Source organism: Janthinobacterium sp. GW823-FHT03B06 (assembly GCF_058796955.1).
Genome location: NZ_JBXAJE010000003.1, coordinates 596023 through 620083 on the forward strand (window position 1 = coordinate 596023; position 24061 = coordinate 620083).

General features: G+C 65.3%; 22 protein-coding genes. 4 read left to right on the plus strand and 18 right to left on the minus strand.

Features of this window, described 5'->3' with window-relative positions:
* Positions 1-81 precede the first annotated feature (81 nt).
* A complete protein-coding gene (locus AC1RBA_RS13750) occupies positions 82-951 on the minus strand; it encodes a TraB/GumN family protein (protein WP_492418646.1) in 870 nt (289 codons plus the stop codon).
* A 90-nt stretch (positions 952-1041) separates the two neighbouring features.
* On the opposite strand from AC1RBA_RS13750, the gene AC1RBA_RS13755 reads away from it, so the two are divergent.
* The 3 genes from AC1RBA_RS13755 (at position 1042) to pabB (ending at position 4311) form a co-directional block, all read left to right on the plus strand.
* On the plus strand, positions 1042-1776 hold the full coding sequence (locus AC1RBA_RS13755; RefSeq protein WP_121670813.1) for a pyrimidine 5'-nucleotidase: 735 nt from the start codon (positions 1042-1044) through the stop codon (positions 1774-1776).
* 102 nt (positions 1777-1878) lie between these two features.
* Positions 1879-2454, plus strand: a complete 576-nt coding sequence (gene slmA / locus AC1RBA_RS13760) for a nucleoid occlusion factor SlmA (RefSeq protein WP_070313104.1) — start codon at positions 1879-1881, stop codon at positions 2452-2454.
* A gap of 21 nt (positions 2455-2475) precedes the next feature.
* Entirely contained in the window at positions 2476-4311 is a 1836-nt protein-coding gene (gene pabB / locus AC1RBA_RS13765) for an aminodeoxychorismate synthase component I (protein ID WP_492418648.1), read from the plus strand.
* On the opposite strand, the gene AC1RBA_RS13770 is transcribed toward pabB, so the two are convergent.
* Both AC1RBA_RS13770 and AC1RBA_RS13775 read right to left on the minus strand, forming a co-directional pair.
* A complete protein-coding gene (locus AC1RBA_RS13770) occupies positions 4308-4667 on the minus strand; it encodes a DUF1428 domain-containing protein (RefSeq protein ID WP_070218957.1) in 360 nt (119 codons plus the stop codon). The two genes, pabB and AC1RBA_RS13770, sit on opposite strands and share 4 nt — an antisense overlap.
* A 117-nt stretch (positions 4668-4784) precedes the next feature.
* Entirely contained in the window at positions 4785-5378 is a 594-nt protein-coding gene (locus AC1RBA_RS13775; protein ID WP_070219106.1) for a glutathione peroxidase, read from the minus strand.
* 175 nt (positions 5379-5553) lie between these two features.
* Here AC1RBA_RS13775 and AC1RBA_RS13780 point away from each other — a divergent pair, with 175 nt between their 5' ends.
* Positions 5554-6678, plus strand: a complete 1125-nt coding sequence (locus AC1RBA_RS13780) for an extracellular catalytic domain type 2 short-chain-length polyhydroxyalkanoate depolymerase (protein ID WP_070218956.1) — start codon at positions 5554-5556, stop codon at positions 6676-6678.
* A gap of 6 nt (positions 6679-6684) precedes the next feature.
* Here the strand turns inward: AC1RBA_RS13780 and gabD are convergent, their stop codons facing one another.
* From gabD to AC1RBA_RS13855, 15 genes are all read right to left on the minus strand, one after another.
* Entirely contained in the window at positions 6685-8139 is a 1455-nt protein-coding gene (gabD, locus tag AC1RBA_RS13785) for an NADP-dependent succinate-semialdehyde dehydrogenase (protein ID WP_070218955.1), read from the minus strand.
* 80 nt (positions 8140-8219) lie between these two features.
* The gene (locus AC1RBA_RS13790; protein WP_121670809.1) at positions 8220-9062 is read right to left on the minus strand and encodes a PPK2 family polyphosphate kinase; all 843 of its coding nucleotides are present in this window, start codon (positions 9060-9062) and stop codon (positions 8220-8222) included.
* Entirely contained in the window at positions 9059-9481 is a 423-nt protein-coding gene (locus AC1RBA_RS13795) for a CoA-binding protein (RefSeq protein ID WP_070218954.1), read from the minus strand. Before AC1RBA_RS13795 ends, AC1RBA_RS13790 begins: the two co-directional genes overlap by 4 nt.
* A 222-nt stretch (positions 9482-9703) precedes the next feature.
* Positions 9704-10360, minus strand: coding sequence for a bifunctional 2-keto-4-hydroxyglutarate aldolase/2-keto-3-deoxy-6-phosphogluconate aldolase (locus AC1RBA_RS13800; RefSeq protein ID WP_492418650.1), 657 nt, complete (start codon positions 10358-10360; stop codon positions 9704-9706).
* 13 nt (positions 10361-10373) lie between these two features.
* Positions 10374-11270 carry an SMP-30/gluconolactonase/LRE family protein gene (locus AC1RBA_RS13805; RefSeq protein WP_492418652.1) on the minus strand — a complete coding sequence of 299 codons (897 nt, stop codon included), beginning with the start codon at positions 11268-11270 and terminating at the stop codon, positions 10374-10376.
* Between the two features lie 94 nt (positions 11271-11364).
* The gene (gene araD, locus AC1RBA_RS13810) at positions 11365-13095 is read right to left on the minus strand and encodes an L-arabinonate dehydratase (RefSeq protein WP_492418654.1); all 1731 of its coding nucleotides are present in this window, start codon (positions 13093-13095) and stop codon (positions 11365-11367) included.
* The gene (locus AC1RBA_RS13815; protein WP_099408148.1) at positions 13092-14105 is read right to left on the minus strand and encodes a 2-dehydro-3-deoxygalactonokinase; all 1014 of its coding nucleotides are present in this window, start codon (positions 14103-14105) and stop codon (positions 13092-13094) included. Before AC1RBA_RS13815 ends, araD begins: the two co-directional genes overlap by 4 nt.
* A gap of 84 nt (positions 14106-14189) precedes the next feature.
* Positions 14190-14957: an aldose epimerase family protein gene (locus AC1RBA_RS13820; protein ID WP_492418656.1), complete on the minus strand. Its 768-nt coding sequence runs from the start codon at positions 14955-14957 to the stop codon at positions 14190-14192.
* Entirely contained in the window at positions 14954-16153 is a 1200-nt protein-coding gene (locus tag AC1RBA_RS13825; RefSeq protein WP_070218948.1) for a XylR family transcriptional regulator, read from the minus strand. Before AC1RBA_RS13825 ends, AC1RBA_RS13820 begins: the two co-directional genes overlap by 4 nt.
* Positions 16154-16185: 32 nt before the next feature.
* Positions 16186-17328: a sugar ABC transporter permease gene (locus AC1RBA_RS13830; protein WP_492418658.1), complete on the minus strand. Its 1143-nt coding sequence runs from the start codon at positions 17326-17328 to the stop codon at positions 16186-16188.
* A complete protein-coding gene (gene xylG / locus AC1RBA_RS13835) occupies positions 17325-18896 on the minus strand; it encodes a D-xylose ABC transporter ATP-binding protein (RefSeq protein ID WP_492418660.1) in 1572 nt (523 codons plus the stop codon). Before xylG ends, AC1RBA_RS13830 begins: the two co-directional genes overlap by 4 nt.
* Before the next feature lie 197 nt (positions 18897-19093).
* Positions 19094-20068: a D-xylose ABC transporter substrate-binding protein gene (xylF, locus tag AC1RBA_RS13840; protein ID WP_099377905.1), complete on the minus strand. Its 975-nt coding sequence runs from the start codon at positions 20066-20068 to the stop codon at positions 19094-19096.
* A gap of 150 nt (positions 20069-20218) precedes the next feature.
* Entirely contained in the window at positions 20219-22006 is a 1788-nt protein-coding gene (locus AC1RBA_RS13845; protein WP_492418662.1) for an IlvD/Edd family dehydratase, read from the minus strand.
* Positions 22003-22770 carry a D-xylose 1-dehydrogenase gene (gene xylB, locus AC1RBA_RS13850; protein ID WP_070288887.1) on the minus strand — a complete coding sequence of 256 codons (768 nt, stop codon included), beginning with the start codon at positions 22768-22770 and terminating at the stop codon, positions 22003-22005. Before xylB ends, AC1RBA_RS13845 begins: the two co-directional genes overlap by 4 nt.
* 27 nt (positions 22771-22797) lie before the next feature.
* Positions 22798-23958, minus strand: coding sequence for a fumarylacetoacetate hydrolase family protein (locus AC1RBA_RS13855; RefSeq protein ID WP_070288888.1), 1161 nt, complete (start codon positions 23956-23958; stop codon positions 22798-22800).
* Positions 23959-24061 lie beyond the last annotated feature (103 nt).

The window sequence follows — 24061 nt, forward strand, 5'->3', positions numbered from 1 at the left end:
GTACCTGTCTTCGTCAGTCCGCCTTGCCCTGAACATTTTTCCATCTGCTCTGCTATCCGTCGCCCGCATCTCCTCCGCGTTTCAATACACCCGCTCGACCTTCAAGCCCTTCTGACGCAGTAAATCCGGCACGCTTTTTTCTCCGACCAGGTGCAGCACGCCGATGGCGGCCAGGCTGTGCTTTTCGCGCGCCAGGAGTTTGGCGATGCCGTCGGCCAGGGCCGGGTTGCGGCCGTCCAGCAACACCTTTTGCACGAACTGCGCGGCGAACGAGGGGTCCGTCGCTGCCTTTGCCGCCAGCTTGTCGAAGGCGGCCGCGTCGGCGTTGCGCCACGCATCGGCGATCTCGCGCGCTTCCTGGCTTTGTTCCTGATCCTCGATCGATGCCACGCCGTCTTCCAGGAAGCGGCACTGCTCAAACGGCGACATGGCGCCAAACAGCGCCATCTGGCCTTCCATCGATTCGAGTTCCACCACGGGGATCTTGCGCGCCTTGGCCTGCTGCGACAGATAATTGTCGACGGCCAGGTCGGAGCGGTAACCGAGGGTGGAAAATTCGCCGATGGCCAGCACGCTGGCGAGCATCCATGGCTTCATCGGCGCCACCGATTCGGCCGGAATGCCGTATTTTTGCAACAACGGCGCCAGGCGCGGGGCCAGGGTCTGGCGGCAGTCGGCCGGCACTTTGCTGCCCGGCGCCTCCATGCCGTATTTCAGCACGGCGCTCACAGCCTTGCGCGGATCGGCGCCGGGGTCGATCTCCAGCGCCAGCGCCCCGGCCCGGTGCAGCGCCTGCGTTACTGTCGGCTCGAGCGGGTAAAAATCGGGCGCGCCGACATGGATGGTGCCGAACAGATACAGGGTGTGGGCCGCGTCCTGCACCTTGAACAGCGCGCCGCGGTTTTGCGCCACGGGCGACGCTTCGGCGAAGGCCGCCTGCAACGGCAGCAAGAATAATCCGCAAAACATCACTATAATCTGGCGTCGCATGGTTTTCCTGATTGTTGAATTTTTCATCTTCTCTCGCTAGCAAAGACTCTCGTGCCTGTGTCCCATCTTAACCGCTCGTCGCCGGTCTGGCTGTTTGACCTCGACAACACGCTGCACAATGCCTCGCACGCCATCTTCCCCACCATCACGGCCAATATGAACACGTATATTGCCCGGGTGCTGGGCGACGGCGTGACGCCGGCCGACGACGCCATCGTCAATGCGGCGCGCGCGGCCTACTGGCGCCGCTATGGCGCCACCTTGCTGGGCATGGTCAAGCACCATCAGGTGCAGGCCGCGCATTTTTTGCACGAGACGCACGCCTTCGACGATTTGCGCGCCATGATACGCGCCGAGCGGGGACTGGGGGCTTTACTCAAACGCCTGCCTGGCCGTAAAATTTTACTCACCAACGCGCCGCTGCGCTATTCGAGCGACGTGATGCGCCACCTGGGACTGCGCCGGCACTTTTCACACCACGTCGCCATCGAGGCGATGCAGGTGCACCGCCAGCTGCGGCCCAAGCCATCGACGCTGATGCTGCGCAAACTGATGCGCAAGCACCAGATCCGCCCTGGCCGCTGCATCCTGGTGGAAGACACCCTCGCCAACCTGAAGGGCGCAAAAAGACTGGGCCTGCGCACGGCCTGGGTCACGCAATACCTGAAAATGGCCGACCCGATCGGCGTGGCGAAGTTGCCCAAGGCGTTAAATCGCCCCGCTTACGTCGATGTCAAAGTAAAATCTGTCCGGCATTTGGCACGCCGCCTTCACCGTCTGCGTTGAAGGGGACTCCTGGACTTCCGGCTGACGCCGGAAGCTGCACCGCTAGCGGCGGTGACGGACTTCCCCATCAAGGCAGCATTTTTTTTAACGACAAGAGAAAATATGGCAAGCACACCGCCGGGCCAACGCAGGCTACAAATTCTTCAGGCCCTCGCCGCAATGCTGGAGCAGCCGAAAGGCGAAAAGATCACCACCGCCGCACTGGCGGCCAGACTGGCCGTCTCGGAAGCGGCCCTGTACCGCCATTTCGCCAGCAAGGCGCAAATGTTCGAAGGGCTGATCGAATTCATCGAGTCGAGCGTCTTCGGCCTGATCAACCAGATCGCGGAAAAGCACAGCGACGGGATGACTCAGACGCGCGACATCATCGGCATGCTGCTCAATTTCGCCATCAGCAATCCGGGCATGACGCGCGTGCTGATCGGCGATGCGCTGGTCAATGAGGACGAGCGCCTGCAAGTGCGCATGAACCAGTTCTACGACCGCGTGGAGCTGGCGCTCAAGCAGGCCTTGCGCGTGGCCGCCGCCGAAGGCCATGGCAAGGAAAGCGAAGTGGCGGCGCGCGCCACCCTGATCGTCAGCTTCGTCATCGGACGCTGGCACCGCTACGCCAAGAGCGGCTTCAAGATCAATCCCTCCCAGGAAGCGGCGCTGCAAATCGCCATGCTGCTGGGGTAAGTCACCGCCGCGGCTGTCCCCATGCATACCGACTGTTTCGCCCTGCTCGACGACGCCAGCACGCCCGGCGCCGCATCGCGCCTGTACACGGGCCTGACGGCGGTCTTGCGGTGCAGCGAGGGGGAGCAGTGGCCGGCCCTGCTCGAAGGGCTGCAAGCGGCCTTGGAACGCGGCCAGTATGCCGTCAGCGTGTGCAGCTACGAGCTGGGCGCGCACTTGCTGGCCGTGCCGCCGCGCGCGGCGGATCCCGGCGCGCCGCCGCTGGCGCAGGTGCTCGTCTTCGAACATTGCACCCAGCTGTCGCAGGACGAGGTGGCGCAGTGGCTGGCCGCTCGTACGCCAGCGGAGGAAACGCCGGCCGGCATCGCCGGCATCCGCGCCAACGTGGATCAGGCCGAATTCACGCGCGCGCTGGGGCGCATCCACGACTACATCGTGGCCGGCGACACCTATCAGGTCAATTACACGTATCGCTTGCGCTTCGACGCCTTCGGCTCGCCCCTGGCACTGTATGCGCGGCTGCGCGCCCGCCAGCCCGTGCCGTATGGCGCGCTGGTGATGCTGCCCGATGGCGGCGCCCTGCTGTCGCTGTCGCCGGAGCTGTTCGTGCGCCATGCGCAGGGCGAGCTGACGGCGCGCCCGATGAAAGGCACGGCGCCGGCGGCGCCGCCTGAACAAACGGACGAGAACGCGCGCCGCGCGGCCGTCCTGGCCAATGATCCAAAAAACCGCGCGGAAAACCTGATGATCGTCGACCTGCTGCGCAACGACATCGGCCGCATCGCCGCCACGGGCTCCGTCAAGGTGCCGGCCCTGTTCCAGGTGACGCGCTACAGCAGCGTGCTGCAGATGACGTCCACCGTGCAGGCGCGTTTGCGCGGCGACGCCAGCCTGGCCGACATCTTCCAGGCCTTGTATCCGTGCGGCTCGATCACGGGCGCGCCCAAACGCCGCACCATGGAGATCATCGCCGAACTGGAACCGGCGCCGCGCGGTATCTACACGGGCGCCATCGGCTGGTTCGATCCGCCGGCCATCGGCGCGGCCCACCCGGTGGGTGACTTCTGCATGTCCGTGCCGATCCGCACCCTGGCCCTGCAGCCGGCGGGCCCTGGCGGCCTGCGGCGCGGCGAAATGGGCGTGGGCGCCGGCATCGTCTTGGACAGCGACCCGCACGAGGAATTTGCGGAATGCCAGCTCAAGGCCCGCTTCCTGACGGGGCTGACCAATGACTTCGAACTGTTCGAGACCCTGCACGCGAGCCGCGCCGGCGGCTGCCGCCAGCAGGAGCGCCACCTGGCGCGCCTGGCCGCCTCCTGTGCCTACTTCGGTTTTGCCTGGGATGCGGACGTGGCCCGCGCCGCGCTGCAGGCGGCCTGCGCCGCGCGCCCCGACGATGCGCCCTTCCGCCTGCGCCTGGCGCTGCGCCAGGACGGCCAGTTTACGACGCAAAGCGGTGCCCTGTCGCCCTTGCCGGAGACGGTCAACATCCTGCTGGCGCCCGACGCCACGAATGCCGACGACCTGTTCCTGCGCCACAAGAGCAGCGTGCGCGCGCGCTATGACGCAGCGTGGCGCGCGGCCGAGGCGCAAGGCGCCTTCGACATGCTGTTCTTTAACGAGCGGGGCGAGCTGACGGAGGGCGGGCGCAGCAATGTCTTCGTCCGGCTCGATGGCCGCTGGCATACGCCGCCCCTGTCCTGCGGCCTGCTGCCCGGCGTGCAACGCGCAGCCATGCTGGCCGATCCCGCCTGGAACACGCAGGAAACCATCATCACGCGCGCCATGCTGGCGCGGGCCGAGGCCATCGTCGTGTGCAATGCGCTGCGCGGGGCGATGCCGGCTGCTCTTATTTAAAGATCGACACGCATCTCGTAGCCGCCGTAGATCATCCGCTTGCCATCGAACGGCAGCTTGGCCGGGTCCATCATCTCGGCCAGGCGCGGGTCTTTCATGACCTTGTCGTTGATTTCATCGCGCTTGGCGCGCGACTCATACACAATCCATGAAAACACCACCACTTCGCCATCCTGCAAGTCCACCGCCTGCGGGAACGAAGTCAGCTTGCCCGGCTTGACATCGTCACCCACGCACTCGCGAAATTCCAGCGCGCCATATTCGCGCCAGACGGCGCCGCAACTGCGCGACATGGCCAGGTAAGCATCGAGCTTGGCTTTCGGTACGGGCACCACAAATCCATCGACATATGCCATGATGATCTCCTTTGTTGTGACAAACGCGAACAACCAGCTTAGGATAATGATGGCAAGACGACAAGCACGGCATTAAAAAAAAAAGCAGGCGTTCAAGCCTGCTTGTGTATCTGCAATTTACATCGCCAGCGCTTTTTCCACCGCGCCAACGAGTTTCTTGTCGTCCGGCGTCACCTTGCTGGGGAAGCTTTCCACCACTTTACCGTGGCGGTCGATCAGGTATTTGTGGAAATTCCAGGCCGGGGTCTTGCCCGTCTGCTTGATCAGGTCCACATACAGCGGGTTCGGATTGGGGCCGGAGACGACGGACTTCGAAAACATGGGGAACTTCACGCCATAGGTGTTGTAGCAGAAATCGGCGATTTCCTTGCTGTTGCCCGGCTCCTGCTTGCCGAAATCGTTCGACGGGAAACCCAGCACCACCAGGCCCTTGCTGCCGTACTTGGCGTACAGCGCCTCAAGCCCTTCATATTGATTGGTAAAACCGCAATAACTGGCCGTATTGACCACCAGCACGACCTTGCCTGCGTACTGGCACAGGTTTTGCGGCGCTTCATCCTGCAGGCGGTTGAAGGTCTGCTTGAGGATGGCGGGGCAGGCGGCCGGAGCTATGGCAGCTGGCGCGGTTTCGGCGGCATGGGCCGGCATGGCCAGGCTGGCGCCGGCGGCAAGGGTGGTGAGCGCAAACAGCTGGGCAAGGGTCTTGGACATGAGGGGCACCATGGTTGAACGAAAAAAAACCATTCTATGTCAAACGCCGCGCGCGCGTACAAGACGGACAACAACAGCGATAGCTTGAGCGACATCAACGACGGTGCAGTACTTGCCCAGCGCACAGTTTTTTTACCTATGCTCGGCCTTCCTGTCCCTGCCTTGTGGAGTTGCCATGCCCTACCCGCACCTGACCGCATTACCCACCGCCCTGCTCGCCGCCAGCCTGCTCATCCTGGCGCCAGCCAGCACGCACGCCGCCACGACGGCCAAAGCCGTCAAACCCGCCGCAACAAAGGACGCCCCCGCCCTGCCCGGCTACCAGGCCGATCTGAGCCAGACCACAGTGTCCGGCCTGTCCTCGGGCGGCTTCATGGCGGCGCAGTTTGCCGTCGCCTACTCGGCCACCGTCGCCGGCGCCGGCATCATCGCGGGCGGCCCGTATTTCTGCTCGGGCCAGCCGGGCCGCTTCCCGTATATTCCCTACCTGACGAATGCCCTGACCACCTGCATGAATCCGGGCAGCGCGCAAGTGGCGCCGCCCGTCGCCAGCGAATTGCTGCGCGCGGCGAACGATTTTGCGCGCGAACGTCTCATCGATGACACGGCCAACCTGAAACGCCAGCGCGTGTATCTGTTCAGCGGAACGAAAGACCAGACCGTGACGCGGCCGGTGGTGGAACAGGTGGGGAAATTCTATCAACTGGCAGGCACGCCGGCGGCGCAGATCCGCTTCGTCGACACGCTAGGCGCGGGCCACGCCATCTTGACCGACAGCAATCAGGACAAGCCGTGCGCCGTGACGGAGTCGCCGTTCATCAACGACTGCGACTACGTCCAGGCGCGCGACATCCTGCAGCACCTGTACCCGGACCTGCAACCGTCGTCGACCACCCTGACGGGCAAGCTGATCGCATTCAACCAGCGCAGCTTCATCCAGAACGCGTATTCGAGCATGAACAATACGGGCTATGCCTACATCCCGAAAGCGTGCGACAGCGAGAGCTGCCGCGTGCACGTGGTGTTCCACGGCTGCCTGCAAACGACGCAGGCGATCGGCGACCGTTTCTATACCAGCACCGGCTACAACCAGGTGGCGGACGCCAACAAGATCATCGTGCTGTATCCGCAGGCCGAACCGAGCCCCGTCTACCCGTACAACCCGAAAGGCTGCTGGGATTTCTGGGGCTACACCAGCATCAACCCGATCGACCCGGATTTCTACCGCAAGAGCGGCACGCAGATGGAAGCGGTCAAGGGCATGCTGGACCGCCTCGCCGCGCGCCGCGGCTCGCGTTAAGCGGCCTTAGATCCCGCCCATGCAGATGTATTTGATAACGAGATAGTCTTCGATACCGTAGGTCGATCCTTCACGGCCCAGGCCCGATTGCTTGACGCCGCCGAAGGGGGCGATCTCGTTCGAGATCAGGCCCGTGTTGACGCCGACCATGCCCGTTTCCAAGCCTTCTGCCACGCGCCAGATGCGGCCGATGTCGCGCGAATAGAAGTAGGCGGCCAGGCCGAATTCCGTGTTGTTGGCCAGGGCGATGACTTCATCGTCCGTCTTGAAGCGGAACAGGGGCGCCAGCGGGCCGAAGGTTTCCTCGGTGGCCACGCGCATGTCGTTCGTCACGTCGGCGATGATGGTCGGCTCGAAGAAGCCGTTGCCCAGCGCATGGCGCTTGCCGCCGGCCAGCAGGCGGCCGCCCTTGCCCAGCGCGTCGGCCACGTGCTCTTCCACCTTGGCGACGGCCTTGGCATCGATCAGCGGGCCTTGCGTGACGCCCGCCTCGATGCCATTGCCGACTTTCAGCTTGGCCACGGCGGCCACCAGCTTGTCGGCAAACGCGTCATACACGCTGTCCTGCACGTACAGGCGGTTGGCGCACACGCAGGTCTGACCCGCATTGCGGTATTTGGAGGCGATGGCGCCTTCCACTGCCGCATCCAGGTCGGCGTCGTCGAAGACGATGAACGGCGCATTGCCGCCCAGTTCCAGCGACAGTTTCTTGATCGTCGGCGCGCACTGTTCCGCCAGCAAACGGCCCACTTGCGTGGAACCTGTAAACGTCAGCTTGCGCACGATGGGGTTCGACGTCATTTCGCCGCCGATGTCTTTCGGCGCGCCCGTGACGATGCTGAACACGCCCGCAGGCACGCCCGCGCGCTCGGCCAGCACCGCCAGCGCCAGCGCGGAAAACGGCGTTGCCTCGGCCGGTTTCAAGACCATCGGGCAGCCGGCGGCCAGGGCCGGGCCGACTTTGCGCGTGATCATGGCGGCGGGGAAATTCCACGGCGTGATGGCGGCGCACACGCCGATCGGCTCCTTGGTGATGACCAGGCGGCGGTCCGGCCACGGCGATTGCAGGGTATCGCCTGCAACGCGCTTGCCTTCTTCGGCAAACCACTCGATGAACGAGGCGCCGAACTGCACTTCGCCCTTCGCTTCCGGCAGGGGCTTGCCCTGCTCGGTGGTCATGATCAGCGCCAGGTCGTCGGCGTTTTCCAGGATCAGGTCATGCCAGCGGCGCAGCACGGCCGCGCGCTCCTTGGCCGTCTTCTTGCGCCAGGCGGGCCAGGCGGCATTGGCCGCCTCGATGGCGCGGCGCGTCTCGGCTGCGCCCATCAGGGGCACCGTGCCTATATGCTCGCCGGTGGCGGGATTGCTCACATTAATCGTCTGGCCACCATCGGCATCCGCCCAGGCTCCATTCACGTAAGCCTGGTGACGCAACAAGGTAGGATCTTTCAACTGCAGCATATGGATCTCCGGTCTGGTTTGAATTATCGACGAGGGATACTATGCCACAGCGCGGCCGATTCCGCAGGCGATGGGCGGAACTACTCGACCTTGAAAGACGACAGTTTCGGGTCCGGCGCCGGGTATTCGAGCTTCATGGCCTGCAGCGTTTCCAGCAGCAGCGAGGCCACCACCAGGTTGCGCTGCGTCTTGGAATTCGATGGCACGACGTACCACGGCGCGTGATCGGCATCGGTCTCGCGGATCGCCGTTTCATAGGCGCGCTGGTAGCCATCCCACTTCTTGCGCTGGGCGATATCGTTGGGATCGAACTTCCACTGGCGGTCGGGATCGTCGAGCCGCTCCTGCAGCCGTCCCCGCTGCTCGTCCTTCGAAATATGCAGGAAGACTTTCAGGATGACGGTGCCCGTCTCGCTCAGCATGCGCTCGAAATCGCGGATCTGCGCGTAGCGGCGCTGGCATTCGGCCTTGTCGATCATATCCTGCACGCGCGTGATCAGCACATCCTCGTAATGGCTGCGGTTGAAGATGGCGATCTCGCCCTTGACGGGCACGTGCTGGTGCACGCGCCACAGGTAGTCGTGCGCCAGTTCGATATCGGTGGGGCCCTTGAACGCCACGGCGCGGATGCCCATCGGGTTGATATTGCTGAAGATGGCCTTCACCGTGCCATCCTTGCCCGAGGTGTCCATGCCCTGCAGGACCAGCAGCACCTTCTTCTTGTGCTGCGCGTACAGCATGCTCTGGCACTCGGCGATCTGCGCCGTCAACGCCACGGTTTCCTCGCGGTCCAGGGCCTTGCACTGGGCTGGGGTCAGCTTCTTGTTGGCCGCCTTGGTGGCCGCGCCCAGCAGGCGCTTGCCGGCGAATTCCTCGTTCAGATCAAAACCTTTGCCGGCCCGGAATTGCGTGCGCGCCTTCATGCCGCCACCGCCAGCTTGCGGTGCTCGATTTTTGTGCAATGGTCCATCACCACGTCCAGGCCCGCCGCCCGCGCCAGCTGCGCCGCCTCCTCATTGATGACGTCGAGCTGCAGCCACAGGCAGCCCGCCTTGACGGCGATGGCTTCCTCGGCGATGGGCAGGATATCTGCCGGCTTGCGGAAGCAGTCGACGATGTCGATGCGCGCCGGCGCGACGGCAGCCGCAGCCTGCGTCAAGGTGGCGTAAGCGCGCTGGCCCAGCACGTCGCGCCCGGCCAGGGCCGGATTGACGGGCAATACGCGATAGCCATGCCGCAGCAGGTAGTCGGCCACTTCGTGGCTGGCGCGTTCGGGCTTGTCGGACATGCCGACGATGGCGATGATGCGGCTGTCTTGCAGGATGCGGGCGATGTTGGACATATTCTGGTCTATGAGGCGTGCGACATTGCCCGCCTAGCGTAGCAGATTCCCGTCCCGCCGGGAGCTAGCCAGAAGACTTAGAGCCTATCCCGGTAGGGAGCGTCTTCTGCTGGCAACGCATCAGGAGCGCGGACAAGGCGTGAGGAGGACGCGTGGCGAGCCACGCGACGACGATCAACGCAGTCCCCGCTCCTGAGGGGCGTCAGCAGGGGATGGATTCATCTACTGGGATAGGCTCTTAGCCATACGCACGGCCGCCATCTGCGCGACAAAAGCCTGCGCGCGCGCCGTCACGGCCGCGTAATCTCCCGTGGCGCCCGGGCCACTCAGGCTGCTGCCGATGCCCACGGCCACGGCGCCGCTGGCAAACCATTCCGGCAGGTTCTCCACCGTCACGCCGCCCGTCGGCATCAGCGGCGCTTGCGGCAACGGGGCGCGCAGGGCCTTGATGTAGGCGGGGCCGAACATCTCGGCGGGGAAAACCTTGACGATGTCGGCGCCCGTCTGCAGGGCCGTGACGATCTCCGTCGGCGTCATCGCCCCCGGCATGGACAGCACCTGGTAGCGCTGGCACAGCGTAATCGTCTCCATGTTCACGCTGGGCGAGATGATGAACTGGGCGCCGGCCAGGATGGCGGCGCGCGCCGTCTCCGTATCGAGCACCGTGCCCGCGCCCAGCAGCACGTCATGGCCGTGGCGTTCGCGCAAGGTGCGCAGCACGCCCAGGGTGTCGGGCGTGGTAAATGCCACTTCCAGGGCCGTGATGCCGCCGGCGATGCACGCCTCGGCGATCTGCAGCGCCGCATCGGGCGAGTCGGCGCGCACGATACCGACCATGCCCCGTTCGAGGATGCCATTGAAAACCAAGTGCTTTTGCATCTGCTCTCTCCTGTCAGGCCGGCAGGGCGCCAAAGCGCACTTCCGGCAAACCGCGCACGCCCACCTGACGCGCATGAAACAATCCGCCGGCCAGCGGTTCGCCCGCCAGCTGGGCCGGGGTCAAGCTTTCCTGCGCCGTCGTGACGAACAATTCGTCGTAGTGCGGGCCGCCCAGGCTCACGCAGCTGGGCTGCGAGACGGGCAAGGCTATCGCCCGTTCGACGCTGCCGTCCGGCGCGAAGCGCAAGACCCTGCCGGCGCCCCACTGCGCGCTCCACAAGTGGTCATCCGCATCGATGGTGGCGCCGTCGGCGGCGCCCGGCCCCGGATCGAGCACGGCAAACACACGCACCCGGCTGGCGTCGCCGCCCAGGTAATCATCCCAGCGGTAGATCGCCTTCTTCATCGAATCGCAAAAATACATGGCCGTGCCATCGACGCTGAAGCAGATGCTGTTCGAGATGGCGATCTGCGGCAGCGGCAGCCGTTCCAGGCTCAGGTCCAGGTTGAGGCGGTAGAAGCTGGCGATCGCATCGCGGCACGGGCGTTCATCGAGCGTGCCGAAGACAAAGCGCCCCTGGCGGTCGCAGCGGCCATCGTTCAGGCGCGTCATGGGCAGGTCGCCCTCCACCGTGTGCAAGGGCGTGACGGCCCCGCTGCACGCGTCGAACCACGCCAGGCGCGAGGCCAGTCCCAGCAACAGGATGTCGTCGCGCTCCGTCAGCGCGAAACAGGCCAGGCGCTCGGGCATGTCCCAGCGCTGGCGCTCCCCCGTGGCCAGCACCAGCGCATGCAGCTGGCAGCCTTCGATATTCGTCCAGAAAACGCGGCCGCTGCGTTCGCACCAGCGCACGCCCTCGCCCAGGAAGTTCTGCGCATCGACCAGTAATTGGGCCTGTGTCCCCATCATTTTTTTTCCTTTAACTCTGTATAACGCATGATAAAACCGTCGCGAGCGGAAGTCAGTTGTGGCCGAGACGCGCAGCAGGTTTGATCGTGCGTTATCAATGTGACTCGCGCGGAACGGCCGAACCACGGCAGCCGACGAGGAAATCGAGGTCCGCGCCTTCGTCGGCCTGCGTCACGTGCTTGATGTACATGGACTGGTAGCCGCCCTTCATGGCCGGTTCGGGGGCGCGCCATTCTGCGCGCCGGCGCGCCAGCTCGGCCTCGTCGACGTCGAGGTGCAAGCGCCGTCCCGCCACGTCCAGTTCGATCATGTCGCCGTCGCGCACCAGGGCCAGCGGCCCGCCCACGGCCGCTTCCGGCGCCACGTGCAGCACCACCGTGCCGTAGGCCGTGCCGCTCATGCGCGCGTCCGAGATGCGCACCATGTCGCGCACGCCCTGCTCCAGCAGTTTTTTCGGCAACCCCATATTGCCCACCTCGGCCATGCCAGGGTAGCCCTGCGGGCCGCAATTTTGCAGCACCATCACGCAGCTGGCATCGATGTCGAGCGCGGGATCGTCGACGCGCTTTTTGTAATGCTCGATGCTGTTGAAGACGACGGCGCGGCCACGGTGCTGCATCAGCTCGGGCGACGCGGCCGAGGGCTTGATGACGGCGCCGCGCGGGGCCAGGTTGCCCTGCAGGACGGCGATGCCGCCTTCGTCCTTGAATGGCTGCGCCAGCGGGGTGATCACTTCGGGATTGAAATTTTCCGCTTCGGCCACGTTGACGGCCATGGTCGCCCCCGTGACGGTGAGCGCCCCGCCATGCAATTTGCCCAGCAGGTCGCGGATGATCACGGGCAGGCCTCCCGCATAATAAAAATCTTCCATCAGGTACTGGCCCGACGGCATCAGGTTGAGCAAACAGGGAATGTCGCGGCCCAGGCGGTCCCAGTCGCCCAGGCGCATGTCCACGCCGATACGCCCGGCAATGGCCAGCAGGTGGATCACGGCATTGGTCGAGCCGCCGATGGCGCCGTTGATCATGATGGCGTTTTCAAACGCTTCGCGCGTGAGGATCTGCGACAGTTTCAGGTCTTCATGCACCATGTCGACGATGCGCCGGCCCGTCAGCTGCGCCTGCAGCTTGCGGCGCGCATCGACGGCGGGAATGGCCGCGTTGCCGGGCAGGGTCACGCCCAGCGCTTCGACCATGCTGGCCATGGTCGATGCCGTGCCCATGGTCATGCAGTGGCCGGCGGAGCGCGACATGCACGATTCGGCCTGCTTGAATTCGTTTGAGGTCATGCGCCCGGCGCGCACGTCTTCGGAAAACTTCCACACGTCCGTGCCCGAGCCGATCGGCTTGCCCCGGTAATTCCCGTTCAGCATGGGGCCGCCAGACAGCACGATGGTGGGCAAGTCCACGCTGGCCGCGCCCATCAGCAGGGCCGGGGTGGTCTTGTCGCAGCCCGTCAGCAGCACCACGCCGTCGATCGGATTGGCGCGGATCGATTCCTCGACGTCCATGCTGGCCAGGTTACGGAACAGCATGGCCGTCGGGCGCAGATTCGTCTCGCCCAGCGACATGACGGGAAATTCGACGGGAAAGCCGCCCGCTTCGAGCACGCCGCGCTTGACCATCTCGGCCAGGTCGCGGAAATGCCCATTGCAGGGCGTCAGTTCGGACCAGGTATTGCAGATGCCGATGACGGGACGGCCATCGAAAGCGTCGCTGGGATAGCCCTGGTTCTTCATCCAGCTGCGGTGAATGAAACTGTCCTTGTCGTCGCCGCCAAACCACGCTTGCGAACGCAAGGGACGCTTGTTCTTGTTGCTGCTCATACTGTCTCCTGCGGGGAAATCAAGCCGCGCGCGGCGGCGATCAGCAGCGCACCGTGACCGGCCAGATAGTCTTGCTGCTGGTCGTCGACGATGATGCGCTTGCCATAAAAAAATCCATGTTCCTCGATCAGCAGCCCGAGCGCCTGGCGCAACATGGGCTTGCCGGTAATGACGAGCGGCGTTTCGGGCCGCATCTGGATGGCGGTGCTGTTGCGCAGCGCCAGCAGGTCGCCGCTGAGGACGGCGCCCATCAGGAAATTGGCCCGCTCATTGCATTCGATGGCGCTGAACTGGCCCAGGGTTCGCACGCTGAAACAGGCGCGCGCCAGCCCCGTTTTTTGCGCCGCGGCCGCGCCGGCCAGCAGCATTTTCGGCACCAGGGTCTGGGCAAAACCGCCATCGACCGATTGCTTGATCAGGGTGTGCTGCGTGATCGCCTGCAGCAGTTCCCCAGCGATGGTGGTGCTGCAGCCGAGGATGCGGCGCTGCTCGTCCACGCTGATCAATTTGGTATGCGAGCCGGGCATGATCAGGGTCGCCGCGCCCCGCAACTGCAGGCGCTCGAGCAGCGCGACGACTTCCGTCTCTTCGCCGCGCATCATGTCCATCGCTTCGACGTTATGCAGGCCGACGGCGCCATGCTGGTTGCGCACGCCGGGAATCAGCCACAGGGGCTGCGCCAGCACGTCGGGCAAGTCCACCGCCTGCATGCCTTGCGCCAGCTGGGCCAGGCCGGCGGGCGCCGGCAAATGCGGCACTTCCTGCACCCCCATGGGCGAACTGATCATGCCCGAAGCGAGCGCCAGGTCCACGGCCGACGGCGCGATGCCGGCGCTGGCCAGCACGCTGGCGATGGTGTCGCGCAGCGCCTGTTTCAGCGCGCCGTTATGGCCATCGATGGCGGTATTGCGCACGCCCGTTTCCAGCTGCGCCTGGGCGACGACGGCGCCGCCGCGCCACAGCAAGGTACGCGTATTGGTGGTGCCGGCATCGATGGTGAGTATGTTCATGGGCAGGTTCGCAGCGTCGGTAAGGGCAAAAATAAATGAGGGAAAAACTACCCCATGGTAGAACTGCCCCGCATATCTGACCAATCACTTATTTGACATCATTGATACCGGTTCGGATATGTCAAACGCATCGATATCCTGCACGCCCAAACGGTAGGCGAGCTGGAACCGCCTCACCTGTCCCGGCTGCAATTGCACGCCCTGCGCCAGCAGGGAAAAACAGCGCGCATCGGAATACAGATGGCAGCTGTCCTGGGTGCTGGAAAAACGCAGGACCCGGCCGGAAGCGGGGTCGGCAACCCGCGCCGCCTCGCGCAGCTGGCCGCTGCCCGTCCAGTAAAAGTCATGCCGGAATCCCGCCGATTGCGCCAGCGCGGGCCAGGCCAGGCGTGAAGCAAGCGGTGCCGGCTGGCGGAAGTCAAACGCGCTGCCCGCCACGTCGAGCGGAGCGCTGCAAGAGTGGCCGCCAGGCCAGTAGCGGTCCGCTGCCAGACGCAGCACATGGTCTCCCACTGCAGCGCGGCCGCCCTGCAGATTGAAGCGGGGCGCGGCAAGCGCAAAACGGGAAACCGCATCGGCTGTGGCGGCGCAGTCGAGGTGCAAGCTGCCATCGTCGTCAAGCCGGTAGGCCAGTCGCACCGACAGGCCGTCGTGCGCCAGGCGCAGCAGCAAGCGGCCGTCGTCCGGCGGCGCGCACTGCCAGACCGTGGACGACCGACACGCAGGGGGCGCGGCGCCCAGCACGTCGGCCAGGCGGCCATAACGGTCGGGCGCCCACCAGGCCCGCACGCTGGCATCGTGCGCGTCGATGGCCACGCGCATGCCGCGCGCATTGCGCAGCAGATGCATCATGGCGCCTGCCCGGGGGCTGGCGGTGGCCGGCTGCGCTGCTGGAATTCGCGCGGCGTGCAGCCGAGTTCGCGCTTGAAGACGGCGTGCATGTACTGCACCGTGGTAAAGCCGCAACGCACGGCCACCTCGGCCACCTGTCCCGGACCGCGCGCCAGCAGGGTCTTGGCCGCATCGAGCTTGAAATGCAGGATCTCGTCGTGCACGCTGCGCCCCAGCTCGTGACGGAAGTGCGCTTCGAGCGAGGAGCGCGACACGCCCACGTAATCGGCCACCTGCTCCGTCTTGATGCCCTGGCAGGCGTACTGGCGGATGAAGTGGCGCGCCTGCATCACCTGCGGATGCTGGAAGGGCTGGTGGCGCGTGGACGCGAGCACGTTCAGGCCCGCCGGCGGCACGAGGATGCGCGTGCCGGACAGGCGCGCGCCGTTGAGCATCTGGTGCAGCAAATGCGCGGCCGTGCGGCCCATTTCCTCGGTGCCCTGGATCACGGAGCTCAAGGGAATGCGCGTGAGCATGCGCGCCAGCGGGTCGTTGTCGATGCCGATCAGGGCCACTTGCTCCGGCACGGCGATCCCCGCGTGCATGCACGCTTGCAGCAGCTGGCGCGCGCGCGCGTCGCTCACGGCGATGATGCCGACGGGCTTTTCCAGGCTGTTGAGCCAGGCGATCTGCTGCTCCACCGCCTCGTCCCAAGACGGCGCGCTGGTGGCCACGCCCCGGTACACGTCGGCGCGCATGTGGTCGCGCTCCATCAGGGCGCAAAACGCTGTTTCGCGCTCTTGGGCCCAGCGGTTGACATCGGCCTCGGGCAGGCTGAAGCAGGCAAAGCGGCTCAGGCCCGCTTCCACCAGGTGTTCATAGGCCAGCTTGACGATCTTGAAATTATCGGTCGCCACGTACGGGATGCCGGCCGGGTAATCGTCCTCGCGCGCATACGAGCCGCCCACGGCCACCACGGGCAGGCGGCTGTGCGCCAGCGCCGCGCAGACGGCGGGATCGTCGAAATCGGCGATGATGCCATCGCCCTGCCAGCGCTCGATGCCGGGCAGGCGGCAGCGGAAATCCTCTTCCAGGAACAGGTCCCACGACACGCGCGTGGTGTTCAGGTAGGCGGCGATGCCCGCGATGATGTCGCGGTCGTAGATTTTATTCCCGTTAAACAGCAGCGCGATCCGGTGCGCGGTCGGCATCTTCATGGTGTCTCCTCCCGTGCCAGATCGTTTCACGGCTATCTGCGTCCGGCTCGCGTGCTGACATCGACCCACACGGCGAGGGTGAGGATACTGCCTTTCACGATCATCTGCCAGTAGGTGTCCACGTCCAGCATGGACATGCCGTTATCGAGGCTGGCCATCACCAGCGCGCCGATCAGGGCGCCGTACACGGTGCCCGAGCCGCCGCGCATCGAGGTGCCCCCGATGAAGCAGGCAGCGATGGCGTCGAGTTCGCTGAAGGTGCCGGCCGACGGCGAACCGGCCGCCAGGCGGCCCGTGTTGATCAGGCCAGCGAGCGCGCACATCAGGCCCATGATGCCGAAGATCCACAGCTTGACGGCTTTGACGTTGATGCCGGACAGGCGCGTCGCTTCCATATTGCTGCCCACGGCGTAGATGCGGCGGCCGAACACGGTCTGGCTGGTGATGTAGCTGAACAGTCCCAGCAAGGCCAGCAGCAGCAGCACGGGCAGCGGAATGCCTTCATAGCCGTTCAGGGTCCGCACGAAGGCATACAGCACGGCGCCGATGACGGCCAGGCGCAGGCCGTCCGCCCACGGCGCCGTCTGCGGCAAGCCGTGATGGGCGCGGCTGGCGCGCGCGCGCCATGTCAGGAAGGCGGCCAGCAGGAACAGGCCGATGCCCAGCACGATGCCGGGCACCGCGGGCAGGTAGCCCTGCCCCAGGTAGACCATGGGCTCGGAGACGGGCGCGATCGTGATGCCGCCCGTGATGCCCAGCAGGATGCCGCGGTACGCGAGCATGCCGCCCAGGCCGACGATGAAGGACGGGATGCCCCGGTACGCCGTCAGGTAGCCATTCAAGAGGCCGATCACCAGGCCGCAGCCCAGCACCGCCATCAGGTTCAGCGCCAGCGGCCAGTGCTGCGTGACGTCCAGCACGGCGGCGATGCCTCCCAGTAGCCCCAGCAGGGAGCCGATCGACAGATCGATCTCGCCGGCGATAATCACCAGCACCATGCCGCAGGCGAGGATGCCGGTGACGGACATCTGGCGCAGCAGATTCGACAGGTTGCGCGGCGTGAGGAAGCTGCCCTCCGTCTTCCACCAAAAGAAGGCCCAGATCAGCGCCACGGCGATCAGCAGGGCCAGCATCTTGTATTGGGTGAACAGCTGTTTGATACTGTGCGGTTTCATGCTGCGGGTTCCTTGTTTGCTGTATTGGCGGCGGGCGCCGGGCGCTGGTCCAGCGCCGCCGCCAGCACGGTTTCCTGGCTCAGGCCATCGTTGATAAAGTCTCCGCGCAGGCGGCCTTCGCCCATCACCAGCACGCGGTCGGACACGCCCAGCACTTCGGCCAGTTCCGACGAGACCATGATGATGGCCACGCCACGGTCGGCCAGCGCCAGCATCAGTTTGTAGATTTCATATTTGGCGCCCACGTCCACGCCGCGCGTGGGTTCGTCGAGGATCAGCACGCGCGGGCGCGTCAGCAGCATCTTGGCCAGCACGGCCTTTTGCTGGTTGCCGCCCGACAGGCTGGTAATGGGCAGCGACGGGCTGGCCGCCTTCAGTTCCAGCTGCGCGATCTCGCCGCGCACGGCCGTCAATTCCGCCTCGCCATCGATGCGCGTGGCACGCGCGAATTGCTCCAGCACGGCCAGGGTGATGTTCTGCCCCACGTCCAGATCCGGCACGATGCCGTGATGCTTGCGGTCTTCCGGCACCATGGCCAGGCCCATGGCAATCGCCTTTTGCGGAGACGAAGTGTCGATGCGGCGGCCATCGAGCCACACTTCGGCCTGGCACGGCCCCTGGTAGGCGCCGAACAGGGCAGAGACGAGCTCCGTGCGCCCCGCCCCCACCAGGCCGGCGATGCCGAGGATCTCGCCCTTTCGCAGGGTGAACGACACATCGTCGACCCGCTTGCGCTGCGGGTTGTCGGCGTCGATGCAGCTTACGTGGCGCGCCTCGAACAGCACTTCGCCGATAGGTGCCGGCTGCGCACGCTGCGGATACAGCTGGCTCATTTCGCGGCCCACCATTTGCGCGATGATGCGCTCGACGTTCATCTGCGCCATCGGCGTGGTGGCGATATGCTTGCCGTCGCGGATGACGACGATGGTGTCGCAGATGGCCGCCACCTCATCGAGCTTGTGCGAAATATAGATGCAGGTGACGCCCTTGGCCTTCAGCGCGCGCAGGATATCGAGCAGCACGGCGATTTCCGAGGCCGTCAGCGACGACGACGGCTCGTCGAGTATCAGCAATCGCGCATTCTTGTTGAGCGCCTTGGCGATTTCCACCAGCTGCTGGTGGCCGCCGCCGTAATTCATCACGGGTTGCGCTACGTTCAGTTCGGGAATTTTCAGTTCGCGCAGCAGCTCGTCGGCGCGCTTGTACATGGCCGCGTAATGCATGCGCCCGCCGGGCAGAGTGAGCTCGCGGCCCATGAAGATATTCTCGGCCACGGACAACTGCGGCACCAGCATCAGTTCCTGGTGGATGATGATGATGCCCGCGTCTTCCGTGTCGCGGATCGATTGCGCGCGCAGGGGCTGGCCATCCCACAGGATCTCGCCATCCCAGGTGCCATGCGGGTACACGCCGGACAGCACCTTCATCAGGGTCGACTTGCCGGCGCCATTCTCGCCGCACAAGCCGATGCACTCGCCGGCCCGCACCTGCAGGTCGATGCCGTCGAGCGCGCGGACACCGCCAAACTGTTTGACGATGCCTTTCATTTCAAGCAGATATTCAGACATGCTCACTCTCGTTGCGGATACGGGGGAAATGTCGGATTACGCGGCGCCCATGGCGCCGCTAATCCGACCTACGGTCGATGCGGACGGCCGACACCACCACCGGCGTTTCCGGAGCCGGCGATTGTCGGATAACGGCCGATGCGGGCAATCGTAGGTCGGCTTAGCGCGCAGCGCGTAAGCCGACAGCAAGCGGGTAATCAATTACCCAGCTGCGCCTTGGTATAGAAACCGTCATCGACGAGAATGTTCACGTTCGCCTTGGTCAAGGGCGTGGGTTTGAGCAGCACCGTGCTGACTTTTTTCAGGCCGTTGTCATAGCTGGAGTTGTAGGCGGGCTTTTCATTGCGCGCCAGTTGCACGGCCAGCTTGGCCGCTTCGGCGGCGATGGTTTTCAGGGGTTTGTAGACGGTCATCGATTGCGTGCCGGCGATGACGCGTTTGACCGCCGCCAGATCGGCGTCCTGGCCCGAGACCGGTACCTTGCCGGCCAGTTTTTGCGCGGCCAGGGCCTGGATGGCGCCGCCGGCCGTGCCGTCGTTCGAGGCGACGATGGCGTCGATCTTGTTGCCGTTGGCCGTCAGCGCGTTTTCCACGATGGACAGCGCTTCGGTGGCGCTCCAGTCCTTCACCCACTGCTGGCCGACGATCTTGATATCGCCCTTGTCGATGAACGGTTTGAGCACCTTCATCTGGCCTTCGCGCAGCATCTTGGCGTTGTTGTCGGTGGGCGAGCCGCCCAGCAAATAGTAATTGCCCTTCGGCTGCAGCTTGGTCACGCCTTCGGCCTGCATCTCTCCCACTTTCTCGTTGTCGAACGAGATATACGCATCGATATCGGCGTTCAGGATCAGGCGGTCATACGACAACACCTTGATGCCGGCCTTTTTCGCTTCCTTGACGGTGTTGTTGAGCACCGTGGCATTGAACGGCACGATCACCAGCACATCGACGCCGCGCGAGATCAGGTTTTCGATCTGCGAAATCTGGCGCTGCTCGCTGGCGTCGGCCGACTGCACGAAGACCTTGGCGCCCTGCTTTTCGGCGGCGGCGATGAAGAAATCGCGGTCGCGCGTCCAGCGCTCGACGCGCAAGTCGTCGATGGAAAAGCCGATCTTCGGGTTTTTCGCATCGGCCAGGGCGGCGCTGCTGCTCAATGCCAGCATGGCGGTCATGATGGCTGCACTGATGATCTTGTTCATTGTGTGTCTCCTTGTGGATTTTTTAGCTACATTTTTTAACTGCGGGTACTGCTGAAAAAATTTATGTCTGTGGTGGTGTCGGGTTACGCGCGCAGCGCTAACCCGACCTACGTGCTGCGACTGCTAATGGTTGTGGCGCGGCAGGGTCTGGCCCACGGCGCGGTATTTCAGGGCCAGCTCCATGCAGGCGCCCGTTTCCAGCTGGCCCACGCTGGCGCGGTAGATTTCCTGCCACGGCGTGGCGCTGCCGTTGACGGGCGGCGGCAGTTCCTGGGCGCGGCGCGCCAGTTCAGCCGCATCGACCAGCATGTCGCACTGGCCCCCGTTCAGGTCCACGCGGATGATGTCGCCCGTGCGCAGCAGCGCCAGGCCGCCGCCCACGGCGCTTTCCGGCGACGCGTTCAGGATCGAGGGGCTGTCCGAGGTGCCCGACTGGCGCCCATCGCCCAGGGTCGGCAGGTTCAGAATGCCCGCCTTGAGCAAGGCATCGGGCGGCTGCATGTTGACCACCTCGGCCGAACCGGGCCAGCCGACAGGGCCGGCGCCGCGCATGACCAGCATGCAGCTGTCATCGATATTGAGCGCCGGGTCATTGATGCGCGCGTGATAGTCAGCAGAACCGTCAAAGACGATGGCGCGCGCCTCGAACACGCCCTCGCTGCCGGGACGCGACAGGTAGCGCTCGCGGAAAGCGGGCGAGATCACGCTGGTTTTCATGATGGCAAAATCGAACAGGTTGCCCTGCAAGGCCATGAAACCGGCCTTTTCCTTCAGCGGCGCGGCAAACGGGCGGATCATCTCGCGGTCCGCGCATTCGCGGCCTTGCAAGTTGGCCGCCATGCTCTGGCCCGTGACCGTCAACCGGTCCGCATGCAGCAGGCCCGCCTGCTGCAACTCCCACATCACGGCCGGCACGCCGCCGGCGCGGTGGAAGCGCTCGCCCAGATACTTCCCGGCCGGCTGCATGTTCAACAGCAGCGGCACGTCGTAGCCATGTTCCATCCAGTCGCTCGAGTGCAATGCCACGCCCGCATGGCGCGCCATGGCCATCAGGTGCGGCTGGGCGTTGGTGGAGCCGCCGATGGCCGCGTTGACGATGATGGCGTCCAGGAAGGCCTCGCGCGTGAGGATGCTCGACGGGCGCACGTCGTCATGCGCCATGCCGACGATGCGGCGCCCCGTTGCATAGGCGATCTGGCCCCGTTCGCGATACGGCGCGGGGATGGCCGAGCAGCCCGTCAGGGACATGCCCAGCACTTCGGCCAGCGCATTCATGGTCGATGCCGTGCCCATGGTGTTGCAGTGGCCGGCCGACGGCGCCGAGGCGGCGGCGATCTGCAGGAATTTGTCGTTGTCGATCAAGCCGGCGGACAGCTGGCGGCGGCCCTTCCAGATGGCCGCGCCGGAACCGACCAGTTCGCCGTCCATCCAGCCATCAAGCATGGGGCCGCCCGACAGCACGATGGCGGGAATGTCCACCGTGGCCGCGGCCATCAGCTGGGCCGGCGTGGTCTTGTCGCAGCCCGTCGTCAGCACCACGGCGTCGATCGGATAGCCATGCAGGATCTCCACCAGGCCCAGATACGCGAGGTTGCGGTCCAGCGCGGCCGTGGGACGGCGGCAGTTCTCGAAGATCGGGTGCAGCGGGAATTCCATCGGGATGCCGCCCGCGTCGCGGATGCCGTCGCGCACGCGCTGGGCCAACTCCAGGTGGATGCGGTTGCAGGGACTGATATCGCTGCCGCTTTGCGCGATGCCGATGATGGGCCGGCCCGAACGCAGTTCCTCGGCCGTGATCCCGTAGTTCATGAAGCGCTCCAGGTACAGCGCCGTCATGTCGATGTGATCGGGATTGTCGAACCAGTCCTGCGAACGGAAGCGCCGCGCCTGGCGGTTGCCTGGGGTACTCATGCGCCGTACCAGCCTGCGTCGACATAGTATTCGCGGCCGGCGCACTTGGCGGCGTTGTCGGACGCGAGGAACAGCGCCAGCGCCGCCACGTCTTCCGGCTCCACGCGCAGTTGCAGGCATTGTCCCTGCAGGATCACGGCTTCCGCTTCCGGCGTATGCCACAGCCGCTCCTGGCGCGGCGTGCGCACGGCGCCGGGAATGATGCAGTTGACGCGGATGCCGTCGGCACCCAGGTCGCGCGCCAGGCCGCGCGTCAGCCCTTCGATGCCGGCTTTCGCCGTCATGTAGATCGACAGGTTTGCCTGCGCCAGGTGCCAGGAAATCGAGCCCAGGTTGAGGATCACGCCGCTGCCCTTGGCGCGCATGCCCGGCGCCACTGCCTGGGCGCAGAAATACTGGTGGCGCAGGTTGACGGCCATGCGCTCGTCCCAGTAGGCGGGCGTGACGTCCTGCAGCTGGTGGCGGTCGTCATTGGCCGCGTTGTTGACGAGGATATCCGTGGCGCCCGCGCTGTGTTCAATCTCGGCGAAGGTGGCGGCCAGGGCTGCCAGGTCCGTCAGGTCGCAATAGCGGAAAACGGGCGGCTGCGCCAGGTGCGCCAGCTTTTCCTGCAGCGCCAGCGACGCCTCGCGGGCGATGTCGAGGAAGGTGACGTGGGCGCCCTGGCGCGCGAACGCCTCGACGATGGCCACGCCGATGCCGGTGCCGCCGCCCGTGATGACGACGCGCTTGCCGGCCAGGCTGGGGTAAGTTGCATGCTGCATGGTGTCTCTCTTTTTAAAATAATCGGATCAAAGCAAACCGCGGCGGGCCAGGTTCTGGTACAGCGCGCGCACGCCGAACGTCCAGGGGGCAATCGCATCGCAGCGCTGCACTTCGTTGACCAGCGCGCCCAGCGCGGCGCTGGCAATCGTCACGCGGTCGCCCAGGTGGTGCGTGAAGCCGCCGCCCTGCGCGCCGCGGTCCTTCACGGGCGAGAACATGGTGCCCAGGAACAGCATGAAGCCGTCTGGATACTGGTGGTACTGGCCTGCCGTCTGGCGCACCAGGTCGAGCGGGTCGCGGCTGATCTCGCGCATGAAGCTGGCGCCTTCGAGCACAAAGCCGTCGTCCGCGCCTTCGATCAGCAGCGACACTTCCGCCTCGCGCACGGTGTCGAGCGTGAAGTGCTCGTCGAACAGGCGGATGAAGGGGCCGATGGCGCAGGAACCGTTGTTATCCTTGGCCTTGCCCAGCAAGAGGGCGCTGCGCCCTTCGATGTCGCGCAGGTTGACGTCGTTGCCCAGGGTCGCCCCCAGCACCTCGCCGCGGCTGTTGACGGCCAGGACGATCTCGGGCTCCGGGTTGTTCCAGGCGGACGATGGCAGCAAGCCCACCTGCGCGCCGCAGCCGACCGACGACATCGGCTGCGCCTTGGTAAACACTTCCGCATCGGGGCCGATGCCCACTTCCATGTATTGCGACCAGGCGCCGCGCTGCTGCAGCTGCTGTTTCAAGCGCTGCGCCGCCTCCGAGCCGGGTTTTAATGCGGACAAGTCGCCGCCCAGCGTCGTTTGCAGCGCGGCGCGCAAGCTTGCCGCGCGCGCCGCGTCGCCGCCCGCCTGTTCCTCGATCACCCGTTCGAGCAGGCTGACGGCGAAGGTCACGCCGCAGGCCTTGACGGCCTGCAGGTCGCACGGTGCCAGTAGCAGCGGCTCGCCGGCCGGCGCGGCCAGCGCCTGCTCCAGCAGCGCCTGCACGGAGCCGAGCGCAGTGCCGGGCGCATGGCGGGCGATATCGAGCGCATCGCTGCGTTCGAACAGCTCGGCCACCGTCGCTACCGTCTGCGTGATGTCGACCACCTCGCCGCCGCGCACGGCGACGACGCAGGGGCCGTCACGCCAGATGCGGCCGATGAGGAGAGCCTGCGCCAGGTCGGCGGGCAACAGGGAGGCGGGGGAAATCGGCTGCATGACAAGCTTTCAAAAGGTCGTGACGGGATGGCTGGTCTTCAAGTTCGGACCGATTCTGCGCGCCGCCCTGTGTCGCCGCAATTACGAAAATCACCAAATTGAA

Bases quoted from the DNA above. Each gene is read 5' to 3' on its own strand.
- AC1RBA_RS13770 (WP_070218957.1), bottom strand. From the start codon at position 4,667: ATGGCATATGTCGATGGATTTGTGGTGCCCGTACCGAAAGCCAAGCTC.
- AC1RBA_RS13780 (WP_070218956.1), top strand. From the start codon at position 5,554: ATGCCCTACCCGCACCTGACCGCATTACCCACCGCCCTGCTCGCCGCC.
- xylF (WP_099377905.1), bottom strand. From the start codon at position 20,068: ATGACCGCCATGCTGGCATTGAGCAGCAGCGCCGCCCTGGCCGATGCG.
- AC1RBA_RS13795 (WP_070218954.1), bottom strand. From the start codon at position 9,481: ATGTCCAACATCGCCCGCATCCTGCAAGACAGCCGCATCATCGCCATC.
- pabB (WP_492418648.1), top strand. From the start codon at position 2,476: ATGCATACCGACTGTTTCGCCCTGCTCGACGACGCCAGCACGCCCGGC.
- AC1RBA_RS13805 (WP_492418652.1), bottom strand. From the start codon at position 11,270: ATGATGGGGACACAGGCCCAATTACTGGTCGATGCGCAGAACTTCCTG.
- AC1RBA_RS13800 (WP_492418650.1), bottom strand. From the start codon at position 10,360: ATGCAAAAGCACTTGGTTTTCAATGGCATCCTCGAACGGGGCATGGTC.
- AC1RBA_RS13775 (WP_070219106.1), bottom strand. From the start codon at position 5,378: ATGTCCAAGACCCTTGCCCAGCTGTTTGCGCTCACCACCCTTGCCGCC.
- xylB (WP_070288887.1), bottom strand. From the start codon at position 22,770: ATGCAGCATGCAACTTACCCCAGCCTGGCCGGCAAGCGCGTCGTCATC.
- AC1RBA_RS13830 (WP_492418658.1), bottom strand. From the start codon at position 17,328: ATGAAACCGCACAGTATCAAACAGCTGTTCACCCAATACAAGATGCTG.
- araD (WP_492418654.1), bottom strand. From the start codon at position 13,095: ATGAGCAGCAACAAGAACAAGCGTCCCTTGCGTTCGCAAGCGTGGTTT.
- AC1RBA_RS13790 (WP_121670809.1), bottom strand. From the start codon at position 9,062: ATGAAGGCGCGCACGCAATTCCGGGCCGGCAAAGGTTTTGATCTGAAC.
- slmA (WP_070313104.1), top strand. From the start codon at position 1,879: ATGGCAAGCACACCGCCGGGCCAACGCAGGCTACAAATTCTTCAGGCC.
- AC1RBA_RS13825 (WP_070218948.1), bottom strand. From the start codon at position 16,153: ATGAAGATGCCGACCGCGCACCGGATCGCGCTGCTGTTTAACGGGAAT.
- AC1RBA_RS13815 (WP_099408148.1), bottom strand. From the start codon at position 14,105: ATGAACATACTCACCATCGATGCCGGCACCACCAATACGCGTACCTTG.
- gabD (WP_070218955.1), bottom strand. From the start codon at position 8,139: ATGCTGCAGTTGAAAGATCCTACCTTGTTGCGTCACCAGGCTTACGTG.
- AC1RBA_RS13855 (WP_070288888.1), bottom strand. From the start codon at position 23,958: ATGCAGCCGATTTCCCCCGCCTCCCTGTTGCCCGCCGACCTGGCGCAG.
- AC1RBA_RS13845 (WP_492418662.1), bottom strand. From the start codon at position 22,006: ATGAGTACCCCAGGCAACCGCCAGGCGCGGCGCTTCCGTTCGCAGGAC.
- AC1RBA_RS13820 (WP_492418656.1), bottom strand. From the start codon at position 14,957: ATGATGCATCTGCTGCGCAATGCGCGCGGCATGCGCGTGGCCATCGAC.
- xylG (WP_492418660.1), bottom strand. From the start codon at position 18,896: ATGTCTGAATATCTGCTTGAAATGAAAGGCATCGTCAAACAGTTTGGC.